Annotated in this window: 18 protein-coding genes; 10 read left to right on the top strand and 8 right to left on the bottom strand. The window is 52.2% G+C overall.

Going from position 1 to position 22,204, the window contains the following annotated elements; all coding sequences use genetic code 11:
* The first annotated feature begins 6 nt into the window (after positions 1–6).
* The 8 genes from ybiB (at position 7) to IV04_RS02690 (ending at position 12,858) form a co-directional block, all read left to right on the top strand.
* Positions 7–960 carry a DNA-binding protein YbiB gene (gene ybiB, locus IV04_RS02725; RefSeq protein ID WP_037397333.1) on the top strand — a complete coding sequence of 318 codons (954 nt, stop codon included), beginning with the start codon at positions 7–9 and terminating at the stop codon, positions 958–960.
* A gap of 458 nt (positions 961–1,418) precedes the next feature.
* Positions 1,419–1,883, top strand: a complete 465-nt coding sequence (locus tag IV04_RS02720; RefSeq protein ID WP_231566262.1) for a cellulose biosynthesis protein BcsO — start codon at positions 1,419–1,421, stop codon at positions 1,881–1,883.
* A complete protein-coding gene (bcsQ, locus tag IV04_RS02715; RefSeq protein WP_037397212.1) occupies positions 1,874–2,677 on the top strand; it encodes a cellulose biosynthesis protein BcsQ in 804 nt (267 codons plus the stop codon). Before IV04_RS02720 ends, bcsQ begins: the two co-directional genes overlap by 10 nt.
* 20 nt (positions 2,678–2,697) lie before the next feature.
* Positions 2,698–4,824, top strand: a complete 2,127-nt coding sequence (gene bcsA / locus IV04_RS02710) for a UDP-forming cellulose synthase catalytic subunit (protein WP_051916604.1) — start codon at positions 2,698–2,700, stop codon at positions 4,822–4,824.
* Positions 4,821–7,274 carry a cellulose biosynthesis cyclic di-GMP-binding regulatory protein BcsB gene (bcsB, locus tag IV04_RS02705; RefSeq protein WP_037397215.1) on the top strand — a complete coding sequence of 818 codons (2,454 nt, stop codon included), beginning with the start codon at positions 4,821–4,823 and terminating at the stop codon, positions 7,272–7,274. The genes bcsA and bcsB overlap by 4 nt, the downstream gene beginning before the upstream one ends.
* Positions 7,275–7,310: 36 nt before the next feature.
* Positions 7,311–11,348, top strand: coding sequence for a cellulose biosynthesis protein BcsC (locus tag IV04_RS02700; protein ID WP_037397218.1), 4,038 nt, complete (start codon positions 7,311–7,313; stop codon positions 11,346–11,348).
* A 2-nt stretch (positions 11,349–11,350) separates the two neighbouring features.
* Complete coding sequence (gene bcsD, locus IV04_RS02695; RefSeq protein WP_037397221.1) at positions 11,351–11,830, top strand: cellulose biosynthesis protein BcsD; 480 nt, start codon at positions 11,351–11,353, stop codon at positions 11,828–11,830.
* Between the two features lie 44 nt (positions 11,831–11,874).
* Positions 11,875–12,858, top strand: a complete 984-nt coding sequence (locus IV04_RS02690) for a glycosyl hydrolase family 8 (protein WP_231566263.1) — start codon at positions 11,875–11,877, stop codon at positions 12,856–12,858.
* A gap of 57 nt (positions 12,859–12,915) precedes the next feature.
* Here the strand turns inward: IV04_RS02690 and IV04_RS02685 are convergent, their stop codons facing one another.
* Positions 12,916–13,554 (bottom strand): flavin reductase family protein, encoded by a 639-nt coding sequence (locus tag IV04_RS02685; protein WP_037397224.1) that lies wholly within the window; start codon positions 13,552–13,554, stop codon positions 12,916–12,918.
* A gap of 133 nt (positions 13,555–13,687) precedes the next feature.
* Between IV04_RS02685 and rlmF the strand changes: the two genes are divergently transcribed.
* The gene (rlmF, locus tag IV04_RS02680) at positions 13,688–14,650 is read left to right on the top strand and encodes a 23S rRNA (adenine(1618)-N(6))-methyltransferase RlmF (RefSeq protein ID WP_037397225.1); all 963 of its coding nucleotides are present in this window, start codon (positions 13,688–13,690) and stop codon (positions 14,648–14,650) included.
* 44 nt (positions 14,651–14,694) lie between these two features.
* Here rlmF and glnQ read toward each other — a convergent pair whose 3' ends face one another.
* From glnQ to rhtA, 5 genes are all read right to left on the bottom strand, one after another.
* The gene (gene glnQ / locus IV04_RS02675) at positions 14,695–15,417 is read right to left on the bottom strand and encodes a glutamine ABC transporter ATP-binding protein GlnQ (RefSeq protein ID WP_037397227.1); all 723 of its coding nucleotides are present in this window, start codon (positions 15,415–15,417) and stop codon (positions 14,695–14,697) included.
* On the bottom strand, positions 15,414–16,073 hold the full coding sequence (gene glnP, locus IV04_RS02670) for a glutamine ABC transporter permease GlnP (RefSeq protein ID WP_037397231.1): 660 nt from the start codon (positions 16,071–16,073) through the stop codon (positions 15,414–15,416). Before glnP ends, glnQ begins: the two co-directional genes overlap by 4 nt.
* 108 nt (positions 16,074–16,181) lie before the next feature.
* Positions 16,182–16,925, bottom strand: coding sequence for a glutamine ABC transporter substrate-binding protein GlnH (glnH, locus tag IV04_RS02665; protein WP_037397233.1), 744 nt, complete (start codon positions 16,923–16,925; stop codon positions 16,182–16,184).
* 338 nt (positions 16,926–17,263) lie between these two features.
* Positions 17,264–17,731, bottom strand: a complete 468-nt coding sequence (gene nanQ / locus IV04_RS02660) for an N-acetylneuraminate anomerase (protein WP_037397236.1) — start codon at positions 17,729–17,731, stop codon at positions 17,264–17,266.
* A 163-nt stretch (positions 17,732–17,894) separates the two neighbouring features.
* Positions 17,895–18,782, bottom strand: coding sequence for a threonine/homoserine exporter RhtA (gene rhtA / locus IV04_RS02655; protein ID WP_037397239.1), 888 nt, complete (start codon positions 18,780–18,782; stop codon positions 17,895–17,897).
* A 563-nt stretch (positions 18,783–19,345) separates the two neighbouring features.
* Between rhtA and ompX the strand changes: the two genes are divergently transcribed.
* Complete coding sequence (gene ompX / locus IV04_RS02650; protein WP_037397241.1) at positions 19,346–19,864, top strand: outer membrane protein OmpX; 519 nt, start codon at positions 19,346–19,348, stop codon at positions 19,862–19,864.
* 88 nt (positions 19,865–19,952) lie between these two features.
* On the opposite strand, the gene IV04_RS02645 is transcribed toward ompX, so the two are convergent.
* Together IV04_RS02645 and IV04_RS02640 are read right to left on the bottom strand one after the other, a co-directional pair.
* Positions 19,953–21,323, bottom strand: coding sequence for a GntP family transporter (locus IV04_RS02645; RefSeq protein ID WP_037397244.1), 1,371 nt, complete (start codon positions 21,321–21,323; stop codon positions 19,953–19,955).
* Positions 21,324–21,425: 102 nt separating this feature from the next.
* Positions 21,426–22,202, bottom strand: coding sequence for an HPr family phosphocarrier protein (locus tag IV04_RS02640; RefSeq protein ID WP_037397245.1), 777 nt, complete (start codon positions 22,200–22,202; stop codon positions 21,426–21,428).
* Positions 22,203–22,204: the final 2 nt, after the last annotated feature.

Here is a 22,204-nt window from a genome sequence, read left to right as displayed (position 1 = left end):
TGAATGATGGATTACACCAAAATAATCAAAGAAATAGGTCGTGGTAAAAATCATGCGCGCGACCTGAATCAGGAAACCGCATTTCAACTGTATCAGGCGATGCTGGCGGGCAAGGTTCCAGAGCTGGAATTAGGCGGCATACTGATCGCTATGCGTATTAAAGGAGAAGCCGAAGCAGAAATGCTGGGTTTCTATCAGGCGATGCAGCAACAGGTGATACGCCTGCAAAAGCCTCGGGGCCGCCCGATGCCGGTTGTCTTGCCGAGTTACAACGGGGCGCGAAAGCAGGCCAACCTGACGCCACTGCTGGCTTTATTGCTGGCCCGAGTGGGATTACCGGTCGTGGTGCATGGGGTGTTAAATGACAGCACCCGCGTCACCAGCGCGGAGATCTTCCCCTTGCTTGGCGTGCCGTGGTCTGCAGATCCTGAGCATGCGCAACAGCGATTGGAGCAAGGGCTGCCGGTCTTTATGCCAATCTCTGTACTTTCTCCCCCCATGGAAACCCAGCTCGACCTCCGTTGGAAAATGGGGGTGCGTAACAGCGCCCATACCTTGGCGAAATTGGCCACACCCTTTGGTGATGAAGACGTGCTGCGCATCGCCAGCGTTTCACACCCGGAGTACGTTGGGCGTGTGGCGTCGTTTTTCCGCCAGATTGGGGCGCGTGGCTTGCTGATGCAGGGGACGGAAGGTGAAGCCTATGCCAATCCGCAGCGTTGCCCGCAGATACATTACATTGCTGATAGTGAGCAACGAGTGTTATTGGAGCGGCCAGCGCAGGATGTCCCGGTTGAATTACCTGCAACTAAAGATGTGCAAACCACGGTAAGCTGGATTGAGCGTTGTCTGGCAGGTGAGGTGGCGATCCCTGAACCGCTTGCTCGGCAGATCGCTTGCTGCCTGCTGGCGACTGGCGAAGTCGCGACCCTGGAGCAAGGGTTGGCACGTCTTCGCTGAAAGCATGGGTGAACAGGGGGGAAACCTGAGCAGAAATACGGCCTGGCTCAGGTGCCCCTGTGGAAACGCCACTCTTCAACGTCATCAGAAATGCTATCTGTCTCCAGGCCAGAAAAGTTTAAAAACGCGGGTGTATAACTTTACAAAAGTGGATTACACTCAAAAAGAGCTTTTGGGCCAGTGGGGGTATCTGCCTGATGAAGCTCGAAATACATCCGTTTGGGCAGGAAAAATCCCCCCGTTTTGCGGCATTCCATGCTGTAAAACAGAAATTTCCGACTACTCTATTTAAGCCGTAGGGAAGAAATACTTAAATTAATAGATGCGTGTTTAGGATTGTCAATCACGTTTTCAGCATGGGCTATTTGCATGCATTGCATAGAATGCGAAGTCTAATCTTATAGGTATGGATGATGAGCAAATATGATGATGTCCAGCAGTTCAAAAAGAAAATCAATATGAAAGATATTGATTATAAAGAGTTTCCTAAGGACGATGGCTCATCGGCCTTGCATCGCTGGTCTATTGTTGAACAGGTTGCAGAAGCAGGTAATGGCATTGCCTCGGGTATTGAGCGCAGTATGCAACCGACGCCAGTGAGCGCCAGTGAGTTTTCCTCAACGCCATCACCCAATGTACATCGCCCTGTGCAACCTAATGTTGCCCCAACCCAAAATCCCTCAGCGCCCAAGTATTTTTCCCACGATTTTAACCAGACCATTCCTCCAGCACCTGAACGCAGCAGGGTTGAACCGGTTGAAGCCCAGGTGGTGACGCCAGCGCCGCAGCCTTCTCAGGCGCTGGATACACAACGTTTCAAAAGAATGTTCAGCAAAAAGACCGCTTCTGCTGGAGAAGCCGTTAGTACTGGCCGTAATGCATTACTCAAACCACTTTTAGAGATTATTGCCTCATGCCGTTAGTCTGTGTTTGTTCTCCCAAGGGAGGGGTAGGGAAAACTACAGTTGCTGCTAACTTGGCTTATGCTTTGGCCCGCAGCGGCAGTAAGGTTCTCGTGGTGGATTTTGATTCACAGAACGCGCTACGTCTCCATTTTGGTGTACCCATTGCCGATAATCGCGGCTTTGTGGCTCAATCTGACACCTTATCTGATTGGAGCCAGTTTATCCTGAAGGCCGGGCCGAACCTGTTTGTTTTACCTTATGGTGAAGTGACAGAGGAAGAGAGGCTCATATTTGAGGATAACCTGATGAACGAGCCGATGTTCATCCAGCGTGGCCTGAGTGCCGTGCTTAAGGTGCCTGATCTGGTGGTGATTGCGGATATGCCCCCGGGCCGTAATGCCGCTCTGAAAGCCATTGAAGCAGCGGCAGACATGCGCATCGTTGTTCTAATGGCTGATGCGGCTTCTCTCAGCCTGTTGCCCCTGATCGAGCAGCATAAGTTCTTGAATAAACCGCATAATCATAGTGCTGAAGATTATTACGTGGTGAATCAGAGTGACATGAGACGCACCTTGAGCAGAGATATCACGCATTTCTTTGAACAGCGTTTACAGAATAAATTGTTGGGCACGATTCATCGTGATGAATGTGTGGCTGAGGCAAATGCATCACAGCGGGCAATCATGGATATCAGTCCCGTTTCGGCTGCGGCATTCGATGTTGATCATATCAGTAAAAAAGTAGCAATTATTTTAGGGCTGAATGTGGGAGATGGTTCATATCATCATACTGCGTCTATTTATAGTTCTTAATAAGGACAGTTTGGTCAGCTATGAATAAATTATTTTTCTCTTTCTTACTGCTGTTGGCCTTACCTTTGATTGTTCTTATCATCATTGCGCCGATGAGCAGTGATAATCAATACATCTTTGGCTTCATTTGTATTGCTATCGTATTTATTTTAGGGGTGAGCAAAAGCAAGAAAGTCACGCTGATCATGATCGTCATGTCAACGATGATGTCATTGCGTTACATATACTGGCGTGCGACAGAAACCCTGCATTTTAATACGACTCTGGAAGCCGTACTGGGGATCGCTCTCTTTATGACCGAGCTTTACGCTTTGGTCATTTTGCTGTTTGGGTATATACAAACCACCTGGTCATTAAAAAGAACCATTGAACCCTTGCCTGATGATGTTTCACTCTGGCCAACGGTTGACGTGTATATTCCCACCTATAACGAAAGCATGGATGTGGTGCGCGATACGGTGCTGGCGGCACAGTGCATCGATTATCCCAAAGACAAGATGAAGATCTATGTGCTTGACGACGGCAAACGTAATGAATTTGCCGTATTCTGCGCGGATGCTGGCGTAGGATATATCACCAGAAACGACAACAAGCATGCCAAAGCGGGCAACCTGAATAACGCACTGACCGTGACTCAAGGGGAACTGATCACCGTGTTTGACTGTGACCACGTTGCTACCCGGGCTTTTTTGCAGGCTACAGTAGGCAGTTTTTTAGTTGATGATCGCTTAGCCTTGATCCAAACCCCGCACTATTTCTATTCGCCAGATCCTTTCGAACGTAATTTATCCGAAGCGAGCAAGGTCCCTAACGAAGGGGCGCTGTTTTACGGGCCGGTACAGCAGGGTAACGACAACTGGAATGCAACGTTTTTCTGTGGCTCCTGTGCGGTAATCCGCCGCACGGCGTTGGAAGAGGTGGGAGGGTTTGCGGTTGAAACCGTGACTGAAGATGCCCACACCGCGTTGAAAATGCAGCGTTTAGGATGGGGATCGGCATTCCTGGCACTTCCTTTGGCGGCAGGCTTGGCAACCGAGCGTCTGGGGTTGCACGTGATTCAGCGAACTCGCTGGGCACGCGGAATGACGCAGATCTTCCGGGTGGATAATCCGTTATTTGGGCGCGGCCTGACCTGGCAGCAGCGTTTGTGTTATCTGAACGCCATGCTGCATTTTCAATACGGTTTGCCCAGGGTCATCTTCTGTACCGCACCGCTGATTTATTTGTTATTCAACCTGAATATTATCGCCTCATCGGCTGGGTTGATTTTCGCCTACGTGCTTCCTCATCTGGTTATGTCGATTTATATCAACTCGAGGGCGACGGGGCGATACCGTTATTCATTCTGGGGGGAAATCTATGAGACCGTCATGTGTTTCCATCTGGTTATTCCTACCCTGTTGGCGATGATCTCACCAAAGCACGGTAAATTTAACGTGACGGATAAAGGGGCGTTGCTGGACGATAACTATTTTGACTTCCACATTGTCAGGCCACACATTATTGCGGTGGGATTGTTGTTGCTGGGAACGGCATGGGGCGTGATTCGCCTGTTTATGCCGGACCATTATGGTGCCAACCCGCAGGTTATTGCGTTGAATATTGCCTGGGCCAGTTTCAGTATGATCATACTGCTGGCTTCTATTGCGGTCGCTCGCGAAACCCGCCAGGTCAGGAAAACTATCCGGGTTGAGGCCACCATTCCTGCCGTGCTCTATTTTGCCAGTGGCGCAGCCATGCGCACGGAAACGCTGGATCTTTCAATGGGCGGGGTAAGATTGAAAACCCCGGATGAGCGCTTCTTGGACGACCCTATTGAAGAAGTTGAATTGGCCTTAAAGTCAGGCGTCGTTTCTTTCCCGGTGGAAGTGATTGATGTTGATAAATCGGTTACCCGGTTGATGTTCCAGGAATTGCCAATTGAAAAACGGCGAGAGCTGGTGAGAGTGGTTCTTGCCAGGGCTGATGCCTGGATCCGCGATAAACCTCATGCGCCCGATCGGCCACTGCGTTCATTCCTTGGGATTCTTCGTTGCATTTTTGAGCTGTTTTATTTCTCCTGGCAAGATCGGCGGGCCAAGAAAAAGCAGCGCAATAATAAGCATCCTGATGTAAAACCGGGTCAGGAAAAGGAACAAGCAATATGAGAGTAGTGGGAAAAACGCTACCAACGGTCATAGTTCTGGCAAGCAGCCTGTTTTTAGGGTTCTGCTTGCCCGCTTTTTTGAACGCAGCCGAATCAGGGGCGCCTGCCGTTCCCGTTTCACCAGGAAGCGAAGTTCAAAACACACCAAGCTTGCCGAACCTGTCAGGGTTACCGAACCTGCCAAGTTTGCCATCGCTACCTCGGCCAACTGATGCCCCGGCGCAGCCTACGGGGAATGCTCAGACTGATAGTTCGACACAACAGCCCGCAGTCCCTCAGGCTGTATTAAATCAATTGGTTGAGTCGACACTTAGCGTTACCGACATGGGGCAACCCGCCGGGCTGACGCTGAGCAACTGGCAGCGTCAATCCGGGATTACCTTTACATTGCCGAGTGATTCGGTGATTACCTCTGCAAACCTGCTGCTGGATGTTGAAGTATCCCCCGCCTTGATGGAGGGCGATACCGAACTGCATCTGATGCTGAATGGGCAGCCACTGAGCCAGCATTTGCTGAATAAACTTCATAAGGCCAAGGTGACCTATAAGATCCCTATCCCAGCAGCTATGGTGGTGGCAAGTAACAATCTGAGCTTCAGTATTAAAAACAGCAATGATACGGCGATGCAGTGCGAAAAAGGGGTTGCCAACAAATACTGGGTCAAAATATTGCCTTCCAGCCGCTTGCAGATGGAAGGCCAGGTGTTGAATATCGGCCAGAATCTTGGTCGTTTCCCTCGCCCGTTTTTCGATCCGCAATCGATGCAATCTTCTGTGGTGAACGTCGTGTTCAGTCAGGCCAAGAGACCAGAGGATGTTGGTGCTGCGGCGATGGTCAGTTCTTATTTGGGGACATTGGCGCGCCATAACAATCTTGATTTCCGGGTATTACAGGATGCGCTGCCGGAGCAGAATGGGATTATTTTCGCCCATTCAGGGGAGCAGATTGACCAGTTGACGTTACCGCAGGTCGAGGGCCCAACGCTGCAGGTGATCGACAATCCGTTGAACCCGGTTTACAAGCTGTTACTGGTGATGGGCAATAATAGTGTGGAGATGCGTCAGGCGGCATATCGCCTGGTCAGCGAACCATTGCCGGAGAAAACGCCGCTTTTGTCGGTGGAGCCGGTGACTATTCCTTTACGTCTTCCTTATGATGCGCCGCGTTGGATCAACACCACCCGCCCGGTTAAATTCAGTGAACTGGTGGCCGATGTCGATGAACTGACGGTGACCGGTGTCTATCATGATGCGGTGCGCATTCCCTTCCGCGCTGCACCGGATCTGTTTATGTGGGATGGCAGAAACGTACCGTTGCAGGTCGATTACCGTTTCCCTACTGACAACTGGATTGATGAAAGCAAATCGCAATTGAGTGCCACGCTGAACGGGACTTTTTTACGCAACCTGCCGGTCAATAAAACCGGGTTGCTGCAACTGTTGTGGCGTCAATTTGGTGGTGATACCCGCCAGGAAAGCTACAGCCTGCCTTTGCCGCCTTATCTGATTTACGGCGATAACATGCTGGAGCTCTATTTTTCTATCGTGCCTAAAAATAACGCTGCCTGTAATCCGGCGGGTAGCGACATCATCAAGAGCCGCATCGGGCCCGATTCTTACATCGATCTGAGCGAAACCCATCACTTCACTGAGCTGCCCAATCTCTCTTATTATGTTGGGGCTGCCTTCCCATTCAGCAGATTGGCTGATTTTTCTCAGACCGTCCTGTTATTAGCTGAAAAACCTACTATAAATGAGGTTCGGGCCCTGCTTAATCTGGCGGCTAGGGCTGGCACGGCAACCGGGAGTGCCATCAGCAATGCGGATATCAGGTTCGGGTTGAAGGGCAATGAAATGGAAGACCCCGAATTCCAGGCACAAGATGTGCTGGTGGTCGCTTCATTGGCTCAGACCGAGTTTTATCAGCGATTGTTGCAGGATGTACCGTTTGCTTTAGACCCCAACGGGTCACTGACCGTGAAGCCACAGTCGATGCGGGAACGGATGCTGGCTTATCTGGAGGGGAACTGGCAAACACAAGGGCTTGATGCCGATCGCTACCTGTCTTCACTGGCTGATTGGCGCGGCTTTTTAAGCTTCCGTTCTGCCTGGGATCCGCAACGGGTAGTGGTGGTCGCCAGTGCTACCGATGATGGTGGGATGAACAAGATTTATACCGATCTGAAATCATTGAAGATTAACGCCGGGATCCGTGGCGATCTGGCGGTGATTACCGATCAGAATGGTGTGAACAGTTTCCAGGTCGGTGCCCAGTTCCCAAGCGGGGAGCTGCCTTGGTATCTGATTTTTATCTGGTACGCCAGTAAACACGTAGTGCTTTTGTCTCTGGCTGGTTTGGTGGTTTCTGTGGTGTTGGGGCTGAGTCTTTACATTCTGTTGAGAAAGCACGCAGCCAAACGTTTAGGGAGAGATGCGGAAGATGAAGATTAAAATCTGTCTCGGCCCGGAGCCATACAGGAGCTGCCCATGGGGTATAACCAATTGAACTTATTGCTGAAAAAGAAACTTTATTCAGCCTCTTTGGCTGGCCTGACGGTATTCTCGGTCTCTGTAATGGCCGATGACAGCAACCCGGCCCTGAAAGCGCTCTTTGAACAGGCAGCGTATTGGCATGATAAGTCTCATGATGAGCTGGCTCAGGGTGCGCTGCAGAAAGTTCTGCTGATGGATGAAAACAATACCGAGGCGATGTATCTGTTGTCTCTGTACGCCATGCAGGGCGGAGACAAGGAAAATGCCGATCTGTGGCGGAAAAAACTCAGCACTGTAGCGCCTAACGATCCGCGCTTGAAGGCACTGGATGGCAATAATCTGGTTCAGTCGCCAGTGGCTAAAAATATGCTGGCTCAGGCTCGGCAATATGCAGCGACAGGCAACTTCCCTCAGGCAATTGCCAGCTATCAGGCTATTTTCAATGGCAAAACCCCCATCGACAATCTGGCCAATGAGTATTATCTCACTCTGGCGGGAGCCCCCGAGGGCAGGCAAGAGGCGATTGATGGCCTGAAACAGCGCCTGGCCTTGCAGCCGAGCGATGCCCAAACCCAGCTAGTTCTGGGGAAGGTGATGACTTATCAGGAATCGACGCGCCGGGATGGGATCAATATGCTGGCTGCGCTTGCTCCTACCAATAAAGATGCCGATCAGGGAGTGAAACAGGCTTTGCTGTGGTTGGCTCCGCAGCCTTCTGACAAACCGCTGTACGATGCCTATCAGCAACGGCACCCGGAAGATAAAGCGGTTGCAGCCTACTATCAGCAGAATATAGCCGGGGCGGCCAAGAGCGCGGGTTATGCCGAGCTGAATAAGGGCCAGTTGAGCGGTGCGAAGAGCCAGTTCGAAAGCGTGCTTGCCAGTAACCCTAACGACAGGGATGCCTTGGCAGGTATGGGCTTTACCGCTATGCGCAGCGGCGATTTTGGTCAGGCGGAGAGTTATCTTACCCAGGCGGCGAAGCAAGGTGGCCCGCAAAGCGCACAGTGGGGCACGTTAGCTCAGGATGCCAACTTCTACGGTTCATTGACCAAAGCTAAACAGGCGCTTAAGGCAGGCCAACTCGATGAGGCATTAGCGATCACTGCGCCGATGGCCAATGCCACGGGCGATAAAGGTAATGCTGTTACGCTGTTCCGGGCAGACGTTTCCCGCAGAAAAGGGGATTTCACGGCGGCAGAACAGGACTACCGTGGGCTGCTGGCGCAGAACCCACAGAATAATGATGCAAAGCTGGGGCTGTATTATCTGCTGTTGCAACAGCGTAACAAAGAGAAAGAGGCCGAACTGGTTCTGCAGACGATCCCTGCCGATCTGCGGCCTAAAGTGATGCGGCCAGTTGCGGGTGTCAACGTTGAACCATTGCGTAAAGAGGCCGCGTTAGCGCTACAGAATAACGACGCACCGCGTGCGCAGATGATTCTGCAGCAGGCTCTGGAGAAACAGCCATCGAATGTCTGGGTGCGTTTGGATATGGCGCGCATCCTGTATAAACAGGGGCAGGAGCTTCAGGCTCAAACGCTTATTTCCCCCATGATGCAGATGGGGGCGACGACAGATGGCCTCTATGCTGCCGCCCTGTTTGCTTCGGAACGTAATGACTGGCTGAATGTTTCTACGTTGATGGCGCGTATCCCACCTTCGAAGCAGACTCGTGAGATGCGCGAACTGGCTGCCGTGGCCTCCGTCAATCAGCAACGAGTCAGTGCCGAAAATTACCTGCGGCAGGGGAATACCGCCAGTGCGGCGGTGATCCTGCGCCAAATGGCCCAAAAACCGCCAACTGAACCGGCAGCGCTGGGGGCGTTGGCTAAAGATCTGATGGCGGTTGGTGATACCTCTACGGCAGTGGCGCTGGTGCGCGAGAATATGCGCCTCGGTGTCAAAGGTAATGCTGGCGATTATTCCGCCCAGATCGCAGTGCTTAATCAGGCCGGGTTAACCCAGGAAGCCGATGCATGGCTGAATAATCCGGCGTTGCTGGCAAAGAGTTCGGCAAGAGAGATCGGCCAGTTACGCAATGGGAGTGTGATCAATGAAGCCGATAAACTGCGCTTGCAAGGGCAATATGGGGCGGCTTACGACAAGCTGATCGCGGCTTTGCAGAACGATCCGCAAAATGCGGACGTTATGTTAGCCATGGGGCGCCTCTATCAATCCGGCAAAATGAACAAGGAAGCCGGGCAGGTATATAACTATCTATTGAGCCGTAACAGCCTGAATCAGGGGGCGCGTGAAGGGGCTACCGGGATTGCTTTGGCCGAGGGTGACATCAGCAGGGCCAAGCAGTTGCTGGGTGGGCTGCCAGCGATAAAAACGCCGGATCAACTCCTGCTCGCAGCGCGTGTTGCGCAGGCTGATGGTGATTATACGCGAGCCATGTCTTTGTTGCGTGAGGCAAAAGGCCGCTTGAATGGCGTGAGCATGGTGACAGGAGGCGGAGGCGGGCAGACGGCGATGATTGGTGGGCTGAAAATGGCCGATAATCCGTTTGCCGGGCAGGCCGTTACGCCATCCAGCCTGACTGCCATGGGGTCTCCTTCTGCCTATGGTGAAGTGTTGCCTTGGCAGATTGCCTCTCCCGGTCTGGCGGGGAGTTATGTTACTCGCGTACCTAACTTGCCCGCCAAGAACCCTACGTTGCAGCAGATCGAGCAACTGATGGATGAGGTGCAAAACAAAACGGCGACCTGGGTACAGGGTGATATCGCGCTGCGTGATAACAGCAGCGGCGAGAATGGGCTAAGTAATATTACTGAAATAAAGAGCCCGATCAGCGTGTCGGGGATGCCGATCGACAATGGACGGGTGACATTTGGCGTCACTCCAGTGATGCTGAAGTCGGGCACGCCGTCCAACTCTGCCAACGTTCGCTTTGGTACTGGGGCGCTGCAACAGGCTAAAGCGGTAGAAGCGGCGACGCAGGCTTCGATTATTGCTTCACAGAACTCGATTGCCGCAGCGCAACAGGCCGCGCTGCGTTACCAGGAAATTCATGCGACGCGCGATCATCTGTGTTCGATCGACGCCACATCGGCTGAATGTGATGCCGCGACGATCGCGCAGGCGCAAGCCTATGAGGAAAAGCAGTTGCTTGATTCTCAGGTGACTCAGCCGCAGAAATATAACCCTAATGATTTTTATGCTGACTCCCCGGGGCAACAGCAAGAAACCGGGGTTGAACTGGCTTTGGCACTCAGTGGCGACAGCTACAAACTGGACGTCGGCAGCACTCCGCTGGGGACGGGGATCAGCTCGGTCGTTGGTGGTGTGAAATGGTCGCCGAAGGTGAGCACCAATACGAAGCTGGATATGACGTTGGAGCGGCGAGCGATGGCTGACAGCCTGCTCTCTTATGTTGGTACTGAAGATGTGATTACCGGCAAGAAGTGGGGGGCAGTCACCAAGAACGGCGGTAGCCTGAATCTGGGATTCGATGATGGTACCGTGGGTGCTTATGGTGGGGCGGGTTATTACAGCTATCTGGGGGATAACGTTGCCAGCAACAAAAGTGTCAATGGAATTTTAGGGGCTTACATTCGCCCGTATAAAAATGATGAAGATGAGCTGAAAGTCGGCGTCAACGTGAATTATATGAACTTTGACAAAAACTTGAGCTACTTCAGCTATGGTCAGGGGGGATATTTCAGCCCGCAGGATTATGTCAGTATTTCGCTGCCAATTGAATTTACTAAAAAGCAGGATGATTTCACGTACATGTTGGGTGGGAACGTCGGCTATCAGTCTTATCACAATCAGGAAAGCGACTATTTCCCAAATGATCCTGACCTCCAGTCCCAATTAGAGGGTTTAGTTAGCCAAGGTTATGGTAAGGAAGCAAGGTATGCCGCCGAAGATAAAAGCGGCATTGGCTATAGCCTGAAAGCGGCAGGAACTTATAAAGTTACGCCGAGCATGTTGGTTGGGGGGCAGTTGGGTTATGACACTTTCGGCAGCTATTCCGAGAGCACTGCTTTGCTCTATTTTAAATATCTGTTAGATGGGAAATAACCATGCAAGATATTAATAATGCGTCTTATGAGCTCGATTATTACCGCCGTCAGCAGTTTAAACCCGGCTGGTCGAGCCTGATAGAAGTTATTTTTTCTGGCATTCTTGCTTCTGCTGATGACGCGGATAGCCGGGATTTTCTGCGTTTGATGGGCAGCCAGTTGGCGGAGAAAACGCGTTTACCGGATGCGCAGACGGTAGGGGAACTTGAGGATGGTATCAACGCCGTGCTGAGCCATTTCGATTGGGGATGGGTGCAGGTTGAGGCAAGCGAACAAGAAATAGTGCTGAAACATCATGCTTATCCACAAACACCTGACCCTGATAACGAGCCAATGTGGAACCTGTCTTTTGCTACTGTGCTGGAAGGAGTCTATGCCACTTGGTTGCAGGCTCAGGGTGGCGCTCCGCATGTCTCTTTGCGCTGGAACCCTCAATTGGCACAGCAGGCCTTGGTATTTAGCTACAAAAACGGTCAATAGGGGTGAATATTGTGGCGAAATATACTCGAGGTTGGATCAGGATATTGGCTCTGCTGACAGGATTACTGTTTTCTTTCGGCTCTCAGGCGGAAGATAACGGGTGGACCCTGTATAAACAGCGGTTTTTATTACCTGACGGACGGGTGGTTGATACGGGTAATAAAAATATCAGCCATACCGAAGGGCAGGGCTATGCCATGTTGCTGGCGGTGTATAATAATGACCGCCAGGCCTTTGACAGTATGTGGCGCTGGACTAACGCGACGTTATTGCGCAAAGATATCGGGCTGTTTTCCTGGCGCTATGAACCCGGCAAAGCCATCCCGATTGCGGATAAAAACAATGCTACCGATGGCGATATCTTTATAGCCTGGGCACTGTTAGAAGCTGGCAAGAAATGGAATGTTCGGGAGTATCTCAGAAGCTCTTCTGAAATACAGCGCTCATTGCTGCGCAATACGCTGGTGAAATACGCCGGTTATAACGTATTGCTGCCAGGCGTCAGCGGTTTTAAGCAATCGAACTCGATCACCCTGAACCCTTCTTATTTTGCCTTTCCGGCGTGGCAAGCTTTTTACGAACAAACGCATCTGCTGGTGTGGAAAAACCTGAGTGACGATGGCCTGGCTTTGATCAACAAAATGTCATTCGGTAAAGCTCGGATCCCGACAGATTGGGTCACGTTATTTGCCGACGGGCGTATGGCCCCTGCTAATGGCTGGCCAGCCCGTTTTGGCTTTGACGCGGTGCGTATCCCATTATATATCCACTGGTATCAGGACAATAACCCGGCGCTTGCCCCTTTCATCCGGTTTTGGCAGGGGTTCGATCGCCAAGCCGTTCCTGCTTGGGTTGACGTGATGAGCGGCGCACGTGCCGGTTATAACCAAAGCCCCGGCATGATGGCGGTGCGGGATTTAGTCTTGGGTGCCGGGGGGCAGTTGACCAACCGCTTGGTTTCCGATCAGGACTACTATTCTGCCAGCCTGTACCTGCTGACCTACTGGTCGGTGGCGAGCCAGCGTTAGTTCTTGGTATTCGGCCTGTAGCTCAGCAACAGGCCGAATGCTGACAGTATGTGGCTCTTAGGGCTTACGCACATCCGGGCGCACCAGATCAAACCGGTGTTGGTCAGAAATGCCGTAATAAGCCGTTGGGCCACCGGCACGTAACACTGGCTGTGCGGCGGCAGTCTGGTAAACGCCCTGTTCATCGAGCAGCGTTGAATCGATATGTACCGCGACCACTTCCCCCAATACCAGCCAGGTCTCGATGTTTCCTCCTACGGCATTTTGCAACTGAATACACTGCGTTAAGCGGCATTCAAAGTTCACTGGGCTTTCTGCGACCAGCTCTGCTTTTACGCGCCGCCCTGGAGCAGGCGTTAATCCGGCAAAGGCAAACTCATCCTCACCACGCGGCAAGGCTGCTGAGCTGTTGTTCATGGCTTCTGCCAATGGCCGTGTAGTCAGGTTCCAGACGAATTCGCCGGTTTCTACGATATTGGCAACGCTGTCTTTCCAGCCGGTGCTGGCAAAGCCGATGATGGGTGGGCGATAGTTAAAACAGTTGAAGAAGCTGTAAGGTGCCAGATTGCGTTGGCCTGCGGCGCTGAGGGAGGAGATCCAACCAATTGGCCGAGGGCCGACGATAGCGTTCAGCGGATCGTGCGCCAGGCCGTGGCCTTCTGCGGGTTCATAATAATAACGCGTTCTGCTGCTCATAATCACTCTTGCATGAAAGGGGCAAACCTCCATTCTGCCGCTTTTCACCTCGTCTGCAAGCGCCTTAGCCGCTCTTTTTCACCGTCTTTGTGCTATCTTACGCGCCAGAAAACCCTTTCAGAGAGCCCGCCCGGTGGAAAAAAAGAAAAGCTTCCCGCAGCAGAAAAGCGGCCTGCATCCGCGCAATCGCCATCGTTCACGCTATGATTTTCCGGCATTGATTGCCAGTTGCCCGGCGCTGGAACCTTTCGTTAAACCCAATGCCTGGAGGGATATCTCGGTGGATTTTGCCGATCCGGCGGCGGTAAAAATGCTTAACCGTGCTTTGCTGCAACATTTCTACGGCATTGAGCACTGGGATATTCCTGCTGACTATCTTTGCCCGCCGATCCCCGGGCGTGCTGACTATGTGCATCACCTGGCCGACTTGCTGGCCACCAGCAATGGCGGGGAGATCCCGCGCGGTAAAGGCGTCGCGATTCTGGATGTGGGCGTGGGGGCTAACTGTATTTACCCGATTGTGGGCCAACGCGAATATGGCTGGCGCTTTACCGGCTCGGAAATCGATCCGGTTTCACTGAATGCCGCCAAAATGATTGTTGCCATGAACCCAACGTTGAAGAACAGCGTGCGTTTACGTCAGCAAAAACAGCCGGAGTTTATTTTTACTGGCATCATCGGGGTTGCAGAACGTTTTGATGCCACGTTGTGCAATCCACCTTTCCACGCTTCTGAGCAGGAAGCGCGCGCCAGTACGCGCCGTAAGCTGCACAAATTGGGGAAAGGAGAGGTGGCTGACCAGCCGGTACAGAATTTTGGTGGTAAGAATAATGAATTATGGTGTGAGGGTGGCGAAGAAGCCTTTGTGTGCAAGATGGTAGAAGAGAGCGTCAGCAAGGCGCAAAACTGCCTGTGGTTTACTTCGCTGGTTTCTAAAAACACTACGTTACCCGCTATCTATGCCGCGCTAAAGCGAGCAGGGGCACTGGAAGTGCGTACTATCGACATGGCACAGGGGCAGAAGATCAGCCGCTTTGTGGCCTGGACCTTCCACAATGGCGAGCAGCAAGCCGCTTGGGCGGCAGAGCGCTGGTAGTAAAAAGCGGGCAGGTTTAATGCCCGCAGGTTTGATGTAATCGATCAGGAAACGTGTTGCAGGAACTCACGCAGGCGCGGGCTCGGTGGGTTGTTGATCAGATCGTGCGGGTTGCCATCTTCGGCCACTCGCCCTTTATCGATAAAGATCAGGCGTGACGCCACTTTTTCAGCAAACCCCACTTCGTGGGTGACGATCACCATCGTCATACCTTCTTCAGCCAGATCCTGCATCACCTTCAACACTTCGTGGCGCAGCTCTGGATCGAGTGCCGAGGTAGGCTCATCGAACAGCATCATTTTCGGTTTCACCGCCAACGCACGGGCAATCGCGACACGCTGCTGCTGGCCGCCAGAAAGCTCGGAAGGGTAGTGGTGAGCACGTTCGGCCAACCCCACTTTTGCCAGCAGTTCGCGCGCCAGTTTTTCAGCATCGGCTTTTTTCAGGCCACGCACGCGGATCGGGCCGAAAGCGACGTTTTCCAGTGCGGTCAGGTGTGGGAACAGGTAAAACTGTTGGAATACCATACCTGCTTCCTGGCGGATCAGGCGATCGTCCACTTTCGGATCGTTAACCTTCAGGCCGTCAACCACCAGTTCACCGCTGGTGATTTCTTCCAGCTTGTTGATACAGCGCAGCAGCGTTGATTTGCCAGAGCCGGAAGGCCCGATAATCACCACCACTTCACCTTTGTTGATTTGCAGATCGATATTGTGCAGCACCTGGGTTGGGCCAAAGTGCTTGGAGACATTTTTAAATTCAATCACAGGATTTTCATCCTTCTTTCCAACCGACGCAGCACGAAGCTCAGCACCAGAGTAATAATCAGATAAATAACCGCCACGGCGCTCCAGATTTCCAGCGCGCGGAAGTTACCGGCAATAATTTCCTGGCCCTGGCGGGTCAGTTCCGCTACACCAATCACGATAAACAGCGACGTGTCCTTGATGCTGATGATCCACTGGTTACCCAGCGGTGGCAACATGCGGCGCAGTGCCAGCGGCATGATGACATAACGGATGGTTTCGCGGCGGGACAGCCCCAGAGCCAGCCCGGCCTCACGGAAACCGCTGTGGATCGACAGCACTGCTCCGCGAGTGATTTCTGCAATATAGGCACCGGAGTTGATCATGATGGTGACGACGGCAGCACTGAGCGGGTCAATGCGCAAATTGCTAAACGCCATCGGTAAGGCGAAGTAGATAAACATCACCTGAACCACAATTGGCGTGCCGCGTATCACTTCAATGAACACCAGTGCCAGATGGTTGGCAATCCAACCGCCGTAGGTGCGGGCAAAACCGGCTAGAAGGCCGATCATCAGGCCACCGATCAGACCGAGGACCGAGATCCACAAGGTCATTTTGGCACCTTCTAACAAAATGGGGATGGCGGGCCAGATGGCACTCCAATCGAACTGCATGATATTTTCTCCCGGTGATCCCAAATCTGGGCATCAGATACAAAAAAAAGCCAGGGGCGGTACTTCACCTCCCCTGTGCTTAACTTAATGGTATACCAATTTGATAGATTACTTAGGCTCGGTACCAAACCATTTTTTGTAGATTTCGTTGTAGGTACCGTTGTCGTGCAGGGTTTTCAGCGCGGCATTCACTTTTTCACGCAGTTCATCGCTGCCTTTCGGGAAGGCGATGCCGTACTGCTGGGCTTCCAGCGATTCGCCTACGGTTTTAAATTTGCCAGCGCCAGCCGTTTTGATGAAGTACAGGATGTTTGGCGTGTCGTGCAAGACAGCATCAGCACGCTGGGTGCCCAGTTCCATATAGGCGTTGTCGATGTTCGGGAACTGACGCAGGTCTTTGGTTTTAATGTGCTGCTTGGCGTAATCCACCGAACCGGTGCCGCTCTTCACTGCGACGACTTTGCCGTCCAGATCGCTGATGCTTTTCACGCTATCGTTATTAGCGTTAACCATCACCAGCAGGCCACTTTTGTAATAACCATCGGAGAAGTCGATCGCTTTTTTACGCTCGTCGGTGATGGTGATCCCCGCCAGCGCCAAGTCGACGTTCTTGGTTTGCAGTGCAGGAATAATGCCGCTGAAATCCATTGGCTTGAGGGTGTAATCCAGCTTCAGCTCTTTGGCGATAGCGGCCCAGAGATCGACATCAAAGCCAACATACTGGTTACCCTGCTTGAATTCGAATGGAACGAACGCGGTGTCGGTGGCGACAACCAGTTTATCTGCTGCGTGGGAGCTCACGGCGAAGGCCAGGGAAAGTGCGGCCAAGGAAACTTTAAAAATTGACTTCATGAGAGGAATTCCTGTACGGGTTGCGGATTACTCATTTTTTATGTTGCGATTGGTGCCATGGAAGAATCATGCCAATGTTGCAATCATTCTAAAAACAACGGGTTGTGCTGAAACGTTTTGCCTAAAAGGAGAATCCTACTGTTTGCGCACCTTTCTGGGGCACCAAAAAGGTGCAACATGACTACCATGGTGCACTGGGCTTATCATTAACCAAAGAATAGGTGTGAAACAACCTATAATTAACAGTGATGCATCAATATTGATAACTAACTCTAACTTTACTGGTGCAATAATGTTTGCCCAATAAAATAAACTGTCCGTAGCCAGTTGGTTGATAGCTACAGCAGCAACTCGTAATGCACTTTCACTACCACTTTCTTGATACTTTTTGCGCCCTGTACCTGGCAGCCGGGTTTATGCGGTTCCAGCGGGAAGAAAATCACATACATGCCGGGAGTGAGATTCAACGTTTGCGGGCTGCGCTTGATATCCAGCATTTGCAGGTCTTTGGCGGCGTCATAAGGATCGTCGCTATCCCAACTGCCCGGCAGACCAAAATCAATCCTCTCTTCACCACCGATCAGGATTTGAATATCCAGATACTCCTGATGAATTTCTGCACGTTTGCTTTCGGCAGGTTCCGTTACCACTTCCATGACATTCATAAACACACGATCGCCGTCGATTTCATGCCGCCCTAATGGCAAGCCGGGTAAATCGTATTGGCGAACGGTATTAAGGATATTAGCTAAAACCGGTGAGAGGCCGCGTCCAAAGCGAGGATTGTACAAACTACCGTATATCATCCTGATTCTCCGTAATGAGTTATACCTTGCAAACTCGTGGGTAGATAAAGCAATGAAATTAAAAAACTAACGCAAAGAACTGCTTGCAGTATGGCGATTGTAAAATCGAAAAACAGTTATACCCATCATACTTCAGGTGGGTTCGCTCCGGCCTGGTAAAAAGTTAAGAGAGGCTCTCAATCTGCGGTTTGGGTTTGATGGTGAGCGTTGCGCCAATTGAAGCTGCAATAATCGCTACCAGCGCCAGCCATTGCACATGAGTGAGATGCTCATTGAGGAAGATCATGCCCGAAAATGCCGCCAGCGCAGGTTCCAGGCTCATCAGAGTACCAAAAGTTCGTGCGGGGATTTTGGGCAGCGCGATAATTTCCAGTGAGTAGGGCAGTGCGGTAGAAAGAACGGCGACGGCCAGCGCTACGGGCAGAATATCTACGTTCAGCAATGCACTACCGGCCTGCCAGGCACCGATTGGGCAAAATACGAGTGCGGCCACGAGCGAGCCGACGGCTACGGTGCCAGGCCCATGATCCCCCCCGGCTTTCTGGCCGAAGATGATGTAGATCGCCCAGCAGGCACCCGCCCCCAAAGCACATGCGGCACCGAGGAGGTCGATACTGCCCATGTCGTGGCCGAAAGGTAACAGGAACGCCAGGCCAATCACCGCCAGCACCACCCAGACAAAATCAATCGGACGACGCGAAGAGAACATGGCTACCGCCAGCGGGCCGGTGAACTCAAGGGCGACGGCGATGCCGAGCGGCACGGTACGCAGCGAAAGATAAAACAGGTAATTCATGGCGCCCAACGATAGGCCATAGATCACCAGGGGCAACCGGCTGCCAGCGGCAAAATGCATGCGCCAGGGGCGGAATATAATAAACAGAATCAACGTGCCGATCCCCAGGCGCAGGGTGGTGATCCCTTCCGCGCCAACCAGCGGGAACAGGCTTTTCGCCAGCGAAGCACCGCTCTGGATTGAGATCATGGCAATGATCAGTAAGCAAACGGGTAACAGCGTGGAAGACGCTTTAGCAGTGACAGGTACAGACATCCATTCAAGCCTTGTAGGCACCTTCCGGGTTTAGGAAGGTATAACGAAAACAGGTAAACACAAGTGTAAATGAATTGGTGCTGAGGTGTCTGCGAAAAGCACGTTATACCCGTCATACTTCAAGTTGCATGTGCGTTGGCTTTCCTCACTCACCCCAGTCACTGACTTGAGTAAGCTCCTGGGGATTCGTTGAGTCGCCGCCTTCCTGCAACTCGAATTATTTAGGGTATATACCCGCAATACTTCAAGTTGCTTGAATTATGTGGGGGATATCCTAATGAGATAGTCAATTTTTTGAACAAAGATTGTTCAAATGTGTAAAAAACCTTCGCTCTCTATACGTTTTATCTCCACTCAATAGGTGATTTTTGTCACAAAAACGCGTAGGATACGATTGAAAATATAGGCAAATTAAATGAATGCAGTGTTCTTGTAATTTTCTGTTACACGATACAAAGCTTTAGACACTGTTTTAAAGGCAGAGTTTCACGCTCATTTTTGCTATATTTTTAACGTATGAACAAATGGTTGTACTTAATAATAAAACGTGTTTGAGGTGGTTTATGAAAAAAATTGCATGTCTTTCCGCAGTAGCAGCTTGTGTATTAGCAGTTAGCGCCGGTACCGCATTCGCCGGTGAAAGCACTGTCTCTGCTGGTTATGCCCATGGTGACTTCCAAGGCATCGCTAACAAAGCTGATGGTTTCAACCTGAAATACCGTTACGAGTTCGACAACAGCCCGCTGGGTGTGATCGGTTCCTTTACCCATCTGGAAAAGAACGGTACTGAAAGCGGTTACTACAATAAAGTACAGTACAGCGGCATCACTGCTGGCCCTGCTTACCGTTTCAATGACTGGGCAAGCATCTACGGCATGGTTGGTGTTGGCTACGGCAAATTCACCAGCAATGCGACAAACGGTACTAACAACAACAGCAACAGCGATTACGGTTTCTCTTACGGCGCTGGTCTGCAATTCAACCCAATGCAGCAGGTTGCTCTGGACTTTGGTTATGAGCAGAGCCGTATCCGTAGCGTTGACGTTGGTACTTGGATGGTTGGTGCTGGTTACCGCTTCTAAGTTTACTTCACGCCGTTACGCGTGAATGTGTAGCTACCAAGGTTACACCTGCTAAAAAATCCGCCCTAGGGCGGATTTTTTTACGTCGTTATACCGCCAGCCACAGCAACCAGGTGAACAGGAAACCGCTCAGGCCGAGCAGAGTGGTCAATACCGTCCAGGTTTTCAGGCCATCGGCCACCGAAAGGCCCAGGTATTTGGTGACAATCCAGAAGCCAGAGTCGTTAACGTGTGACAACCCCAAGCCACCAAAACAGGTGGCGAGCGTTACTAGCACCAGTTGTAGCTGATTAAGGCCCGTTACCGCTTCAGAGAGCAGCCCGCCAGTAGTCAGAATTGCCACCGTCGCAGACCCTTGAGAAGCTCGTAGCGCCAGGGCGATGATAAACGCTGCCGGGATCAGCGGCAGGCCGATAGTGGTGAGTACCTCCGCCAACGCTTTGCCAACGCCAGATTCCACCAACACTTTACCGAACACGCCACCGGCACCGGTAACCAGGATCACCACCGCCGCAGTAGGTAATGCAGAACCCATAATGTCACTGGTGTGTTGCAGGCTCCAGCCACGGCGCATTGCCAGGAAGTAGAATGCTAACAGCAGGGCGATCATCAGGGCCACGGCTGGAGCACCGATCAACGACAGAACATCGCGCAGCGCCGAACCCGGCTCCAACAGTGTGGCGGAAACGGTGCCGAGCATAATGATGGCGATAGGAATCACGATCAGCGCGGAAATCAGCCCGGCACTTGGCGGGTTGATGCGATCGCTGAGCGGGGCTTTGGTGTCAGACGTTGACTCTGGTGCAGCCAACTGCAACTGTTCCAGCACTTCGATAGAGAGCGGATAGGTTTTGCGGTTCATGTAGTTCGCGGCAAAGTAACCAATAATGCCGACCGGAATACAGATCAACAGACCAACAATGGTCAACCAACCGATATCGGCATGCAGTAACCCTGCCGCCGCCACCGGACCGGGATGCGGCGGCAGGGCAACGTGCACCGTTAGCATAACCCCCGCCATCGGCAGGCCGAATTTCAAGGGTGAGACTTTGGCCACTTTGGCAAAGCCGTAGATAATCGGTGCCAGAATGATAAAGCCGACATCAAAGAATACCGGGATCCCAAGGATAAAGGCGGCGATGGTCAGTGCGGCAATGGTGCGTTTTGGCCCCAACGCTTTACTGAAGCGCTGTGCCAGCGATTCGGCACCACCGGAGTGTTCGATCATCCTGCCGAGCATAGCGCCCAGACCGATGATGATTGTCACTGACCCCAGCACGCCGCCCATGCCGGCGGTCATCACTTTCATCACTTCACCGGTTGGGATGCCGCTGGCCAGCGCGACCAGCAGGCTGACAACCAGGAGGGCGACGAACGGCTGAACTTTGGCTTTGATCACCATCAGCAAGAGCAGCAGTACGCCTAGTAGGGTGATAATCAGTAGCATAGAAGTAGACATGGTGTACCTTTATGAAAGTCTGGCACCGCGATCGCCCAAGGGCGATACGGGTGCGTTTGATTTTTATGGTTTTAATCTCTGGTGTTGGTGCAGTGTGCGGCCTTACAGGTAAGGCTTCACCCAACTGAGCCCGGCATGGGTTTCACCACGCGGTTGGTATTCACAACCGATCCAGCCCTGATAACCTACTTTATCCAGCAGAGCGAACAGCCAAGGGTAATTCAGCTCCCCGCTGTCGGGCTCATGGCGATCCGGCACCGAAGCAATCTGTATATGGGCGTAACGCCCGGCCAGTGAGGTGACCAGATTGCTGATGTTGCCGTCCACCAATTGCGCATGGAAGAAATCGAACTGGATAAAGACGTTTGGCCGATCGATCGCGGCGACCAGTTCCGCAGCCTGACGCTGGCTGGAGAACAGATAGTGGGGTTTCACTGGCGGGCTGAGCGCTTCTATCAACACCTTGATGCCATGAGGAGCAAACTTGTCGGCGGCATAGCGCAAGTTGCTGATAAAGGTTTCCTGGTAGCGGGCGCGATCCTCATCCTGCGGTACTACACCCGCCATCACGTGCACGCACGGGCATTGCAGCGCAATCGCGTATTCCAGTGCCCGGTCAATGTCTGCGCGTGCATCCGCTTCGCGGCCAGGTAGCGCCGCCAGCCCCCATTCGCCAGCGGCGGTATCGCCGGGAGCGGTATTGAACAACACCTGCTGCAGCCCGTTCTGTTGCAGCTTTTCTGCCAGCAGATCGGCAGGGTATTCATACGGGAACAGGAACTCCACCGCTTTGAATCCGGCTGCTGCCGCAGCGGCAAAACGATCAGGAAACGGCAGTTCGGTAAACATCATCGATAGGTTGGCAGCAAATTTTGGCATCT

This window comes from Serratia sp. Ag1 (assembly GCF_000743355.1).
GTDB lineage: Bacteria > Pseudomonadota > Gammaproteobacteria > Enterobacterales > Enterobacteriaceae > Chania.
Note: the sequence above shows the minus strand (reverse complement) of the source record. Positions and strands in the feature narration are given on the sequence as shown.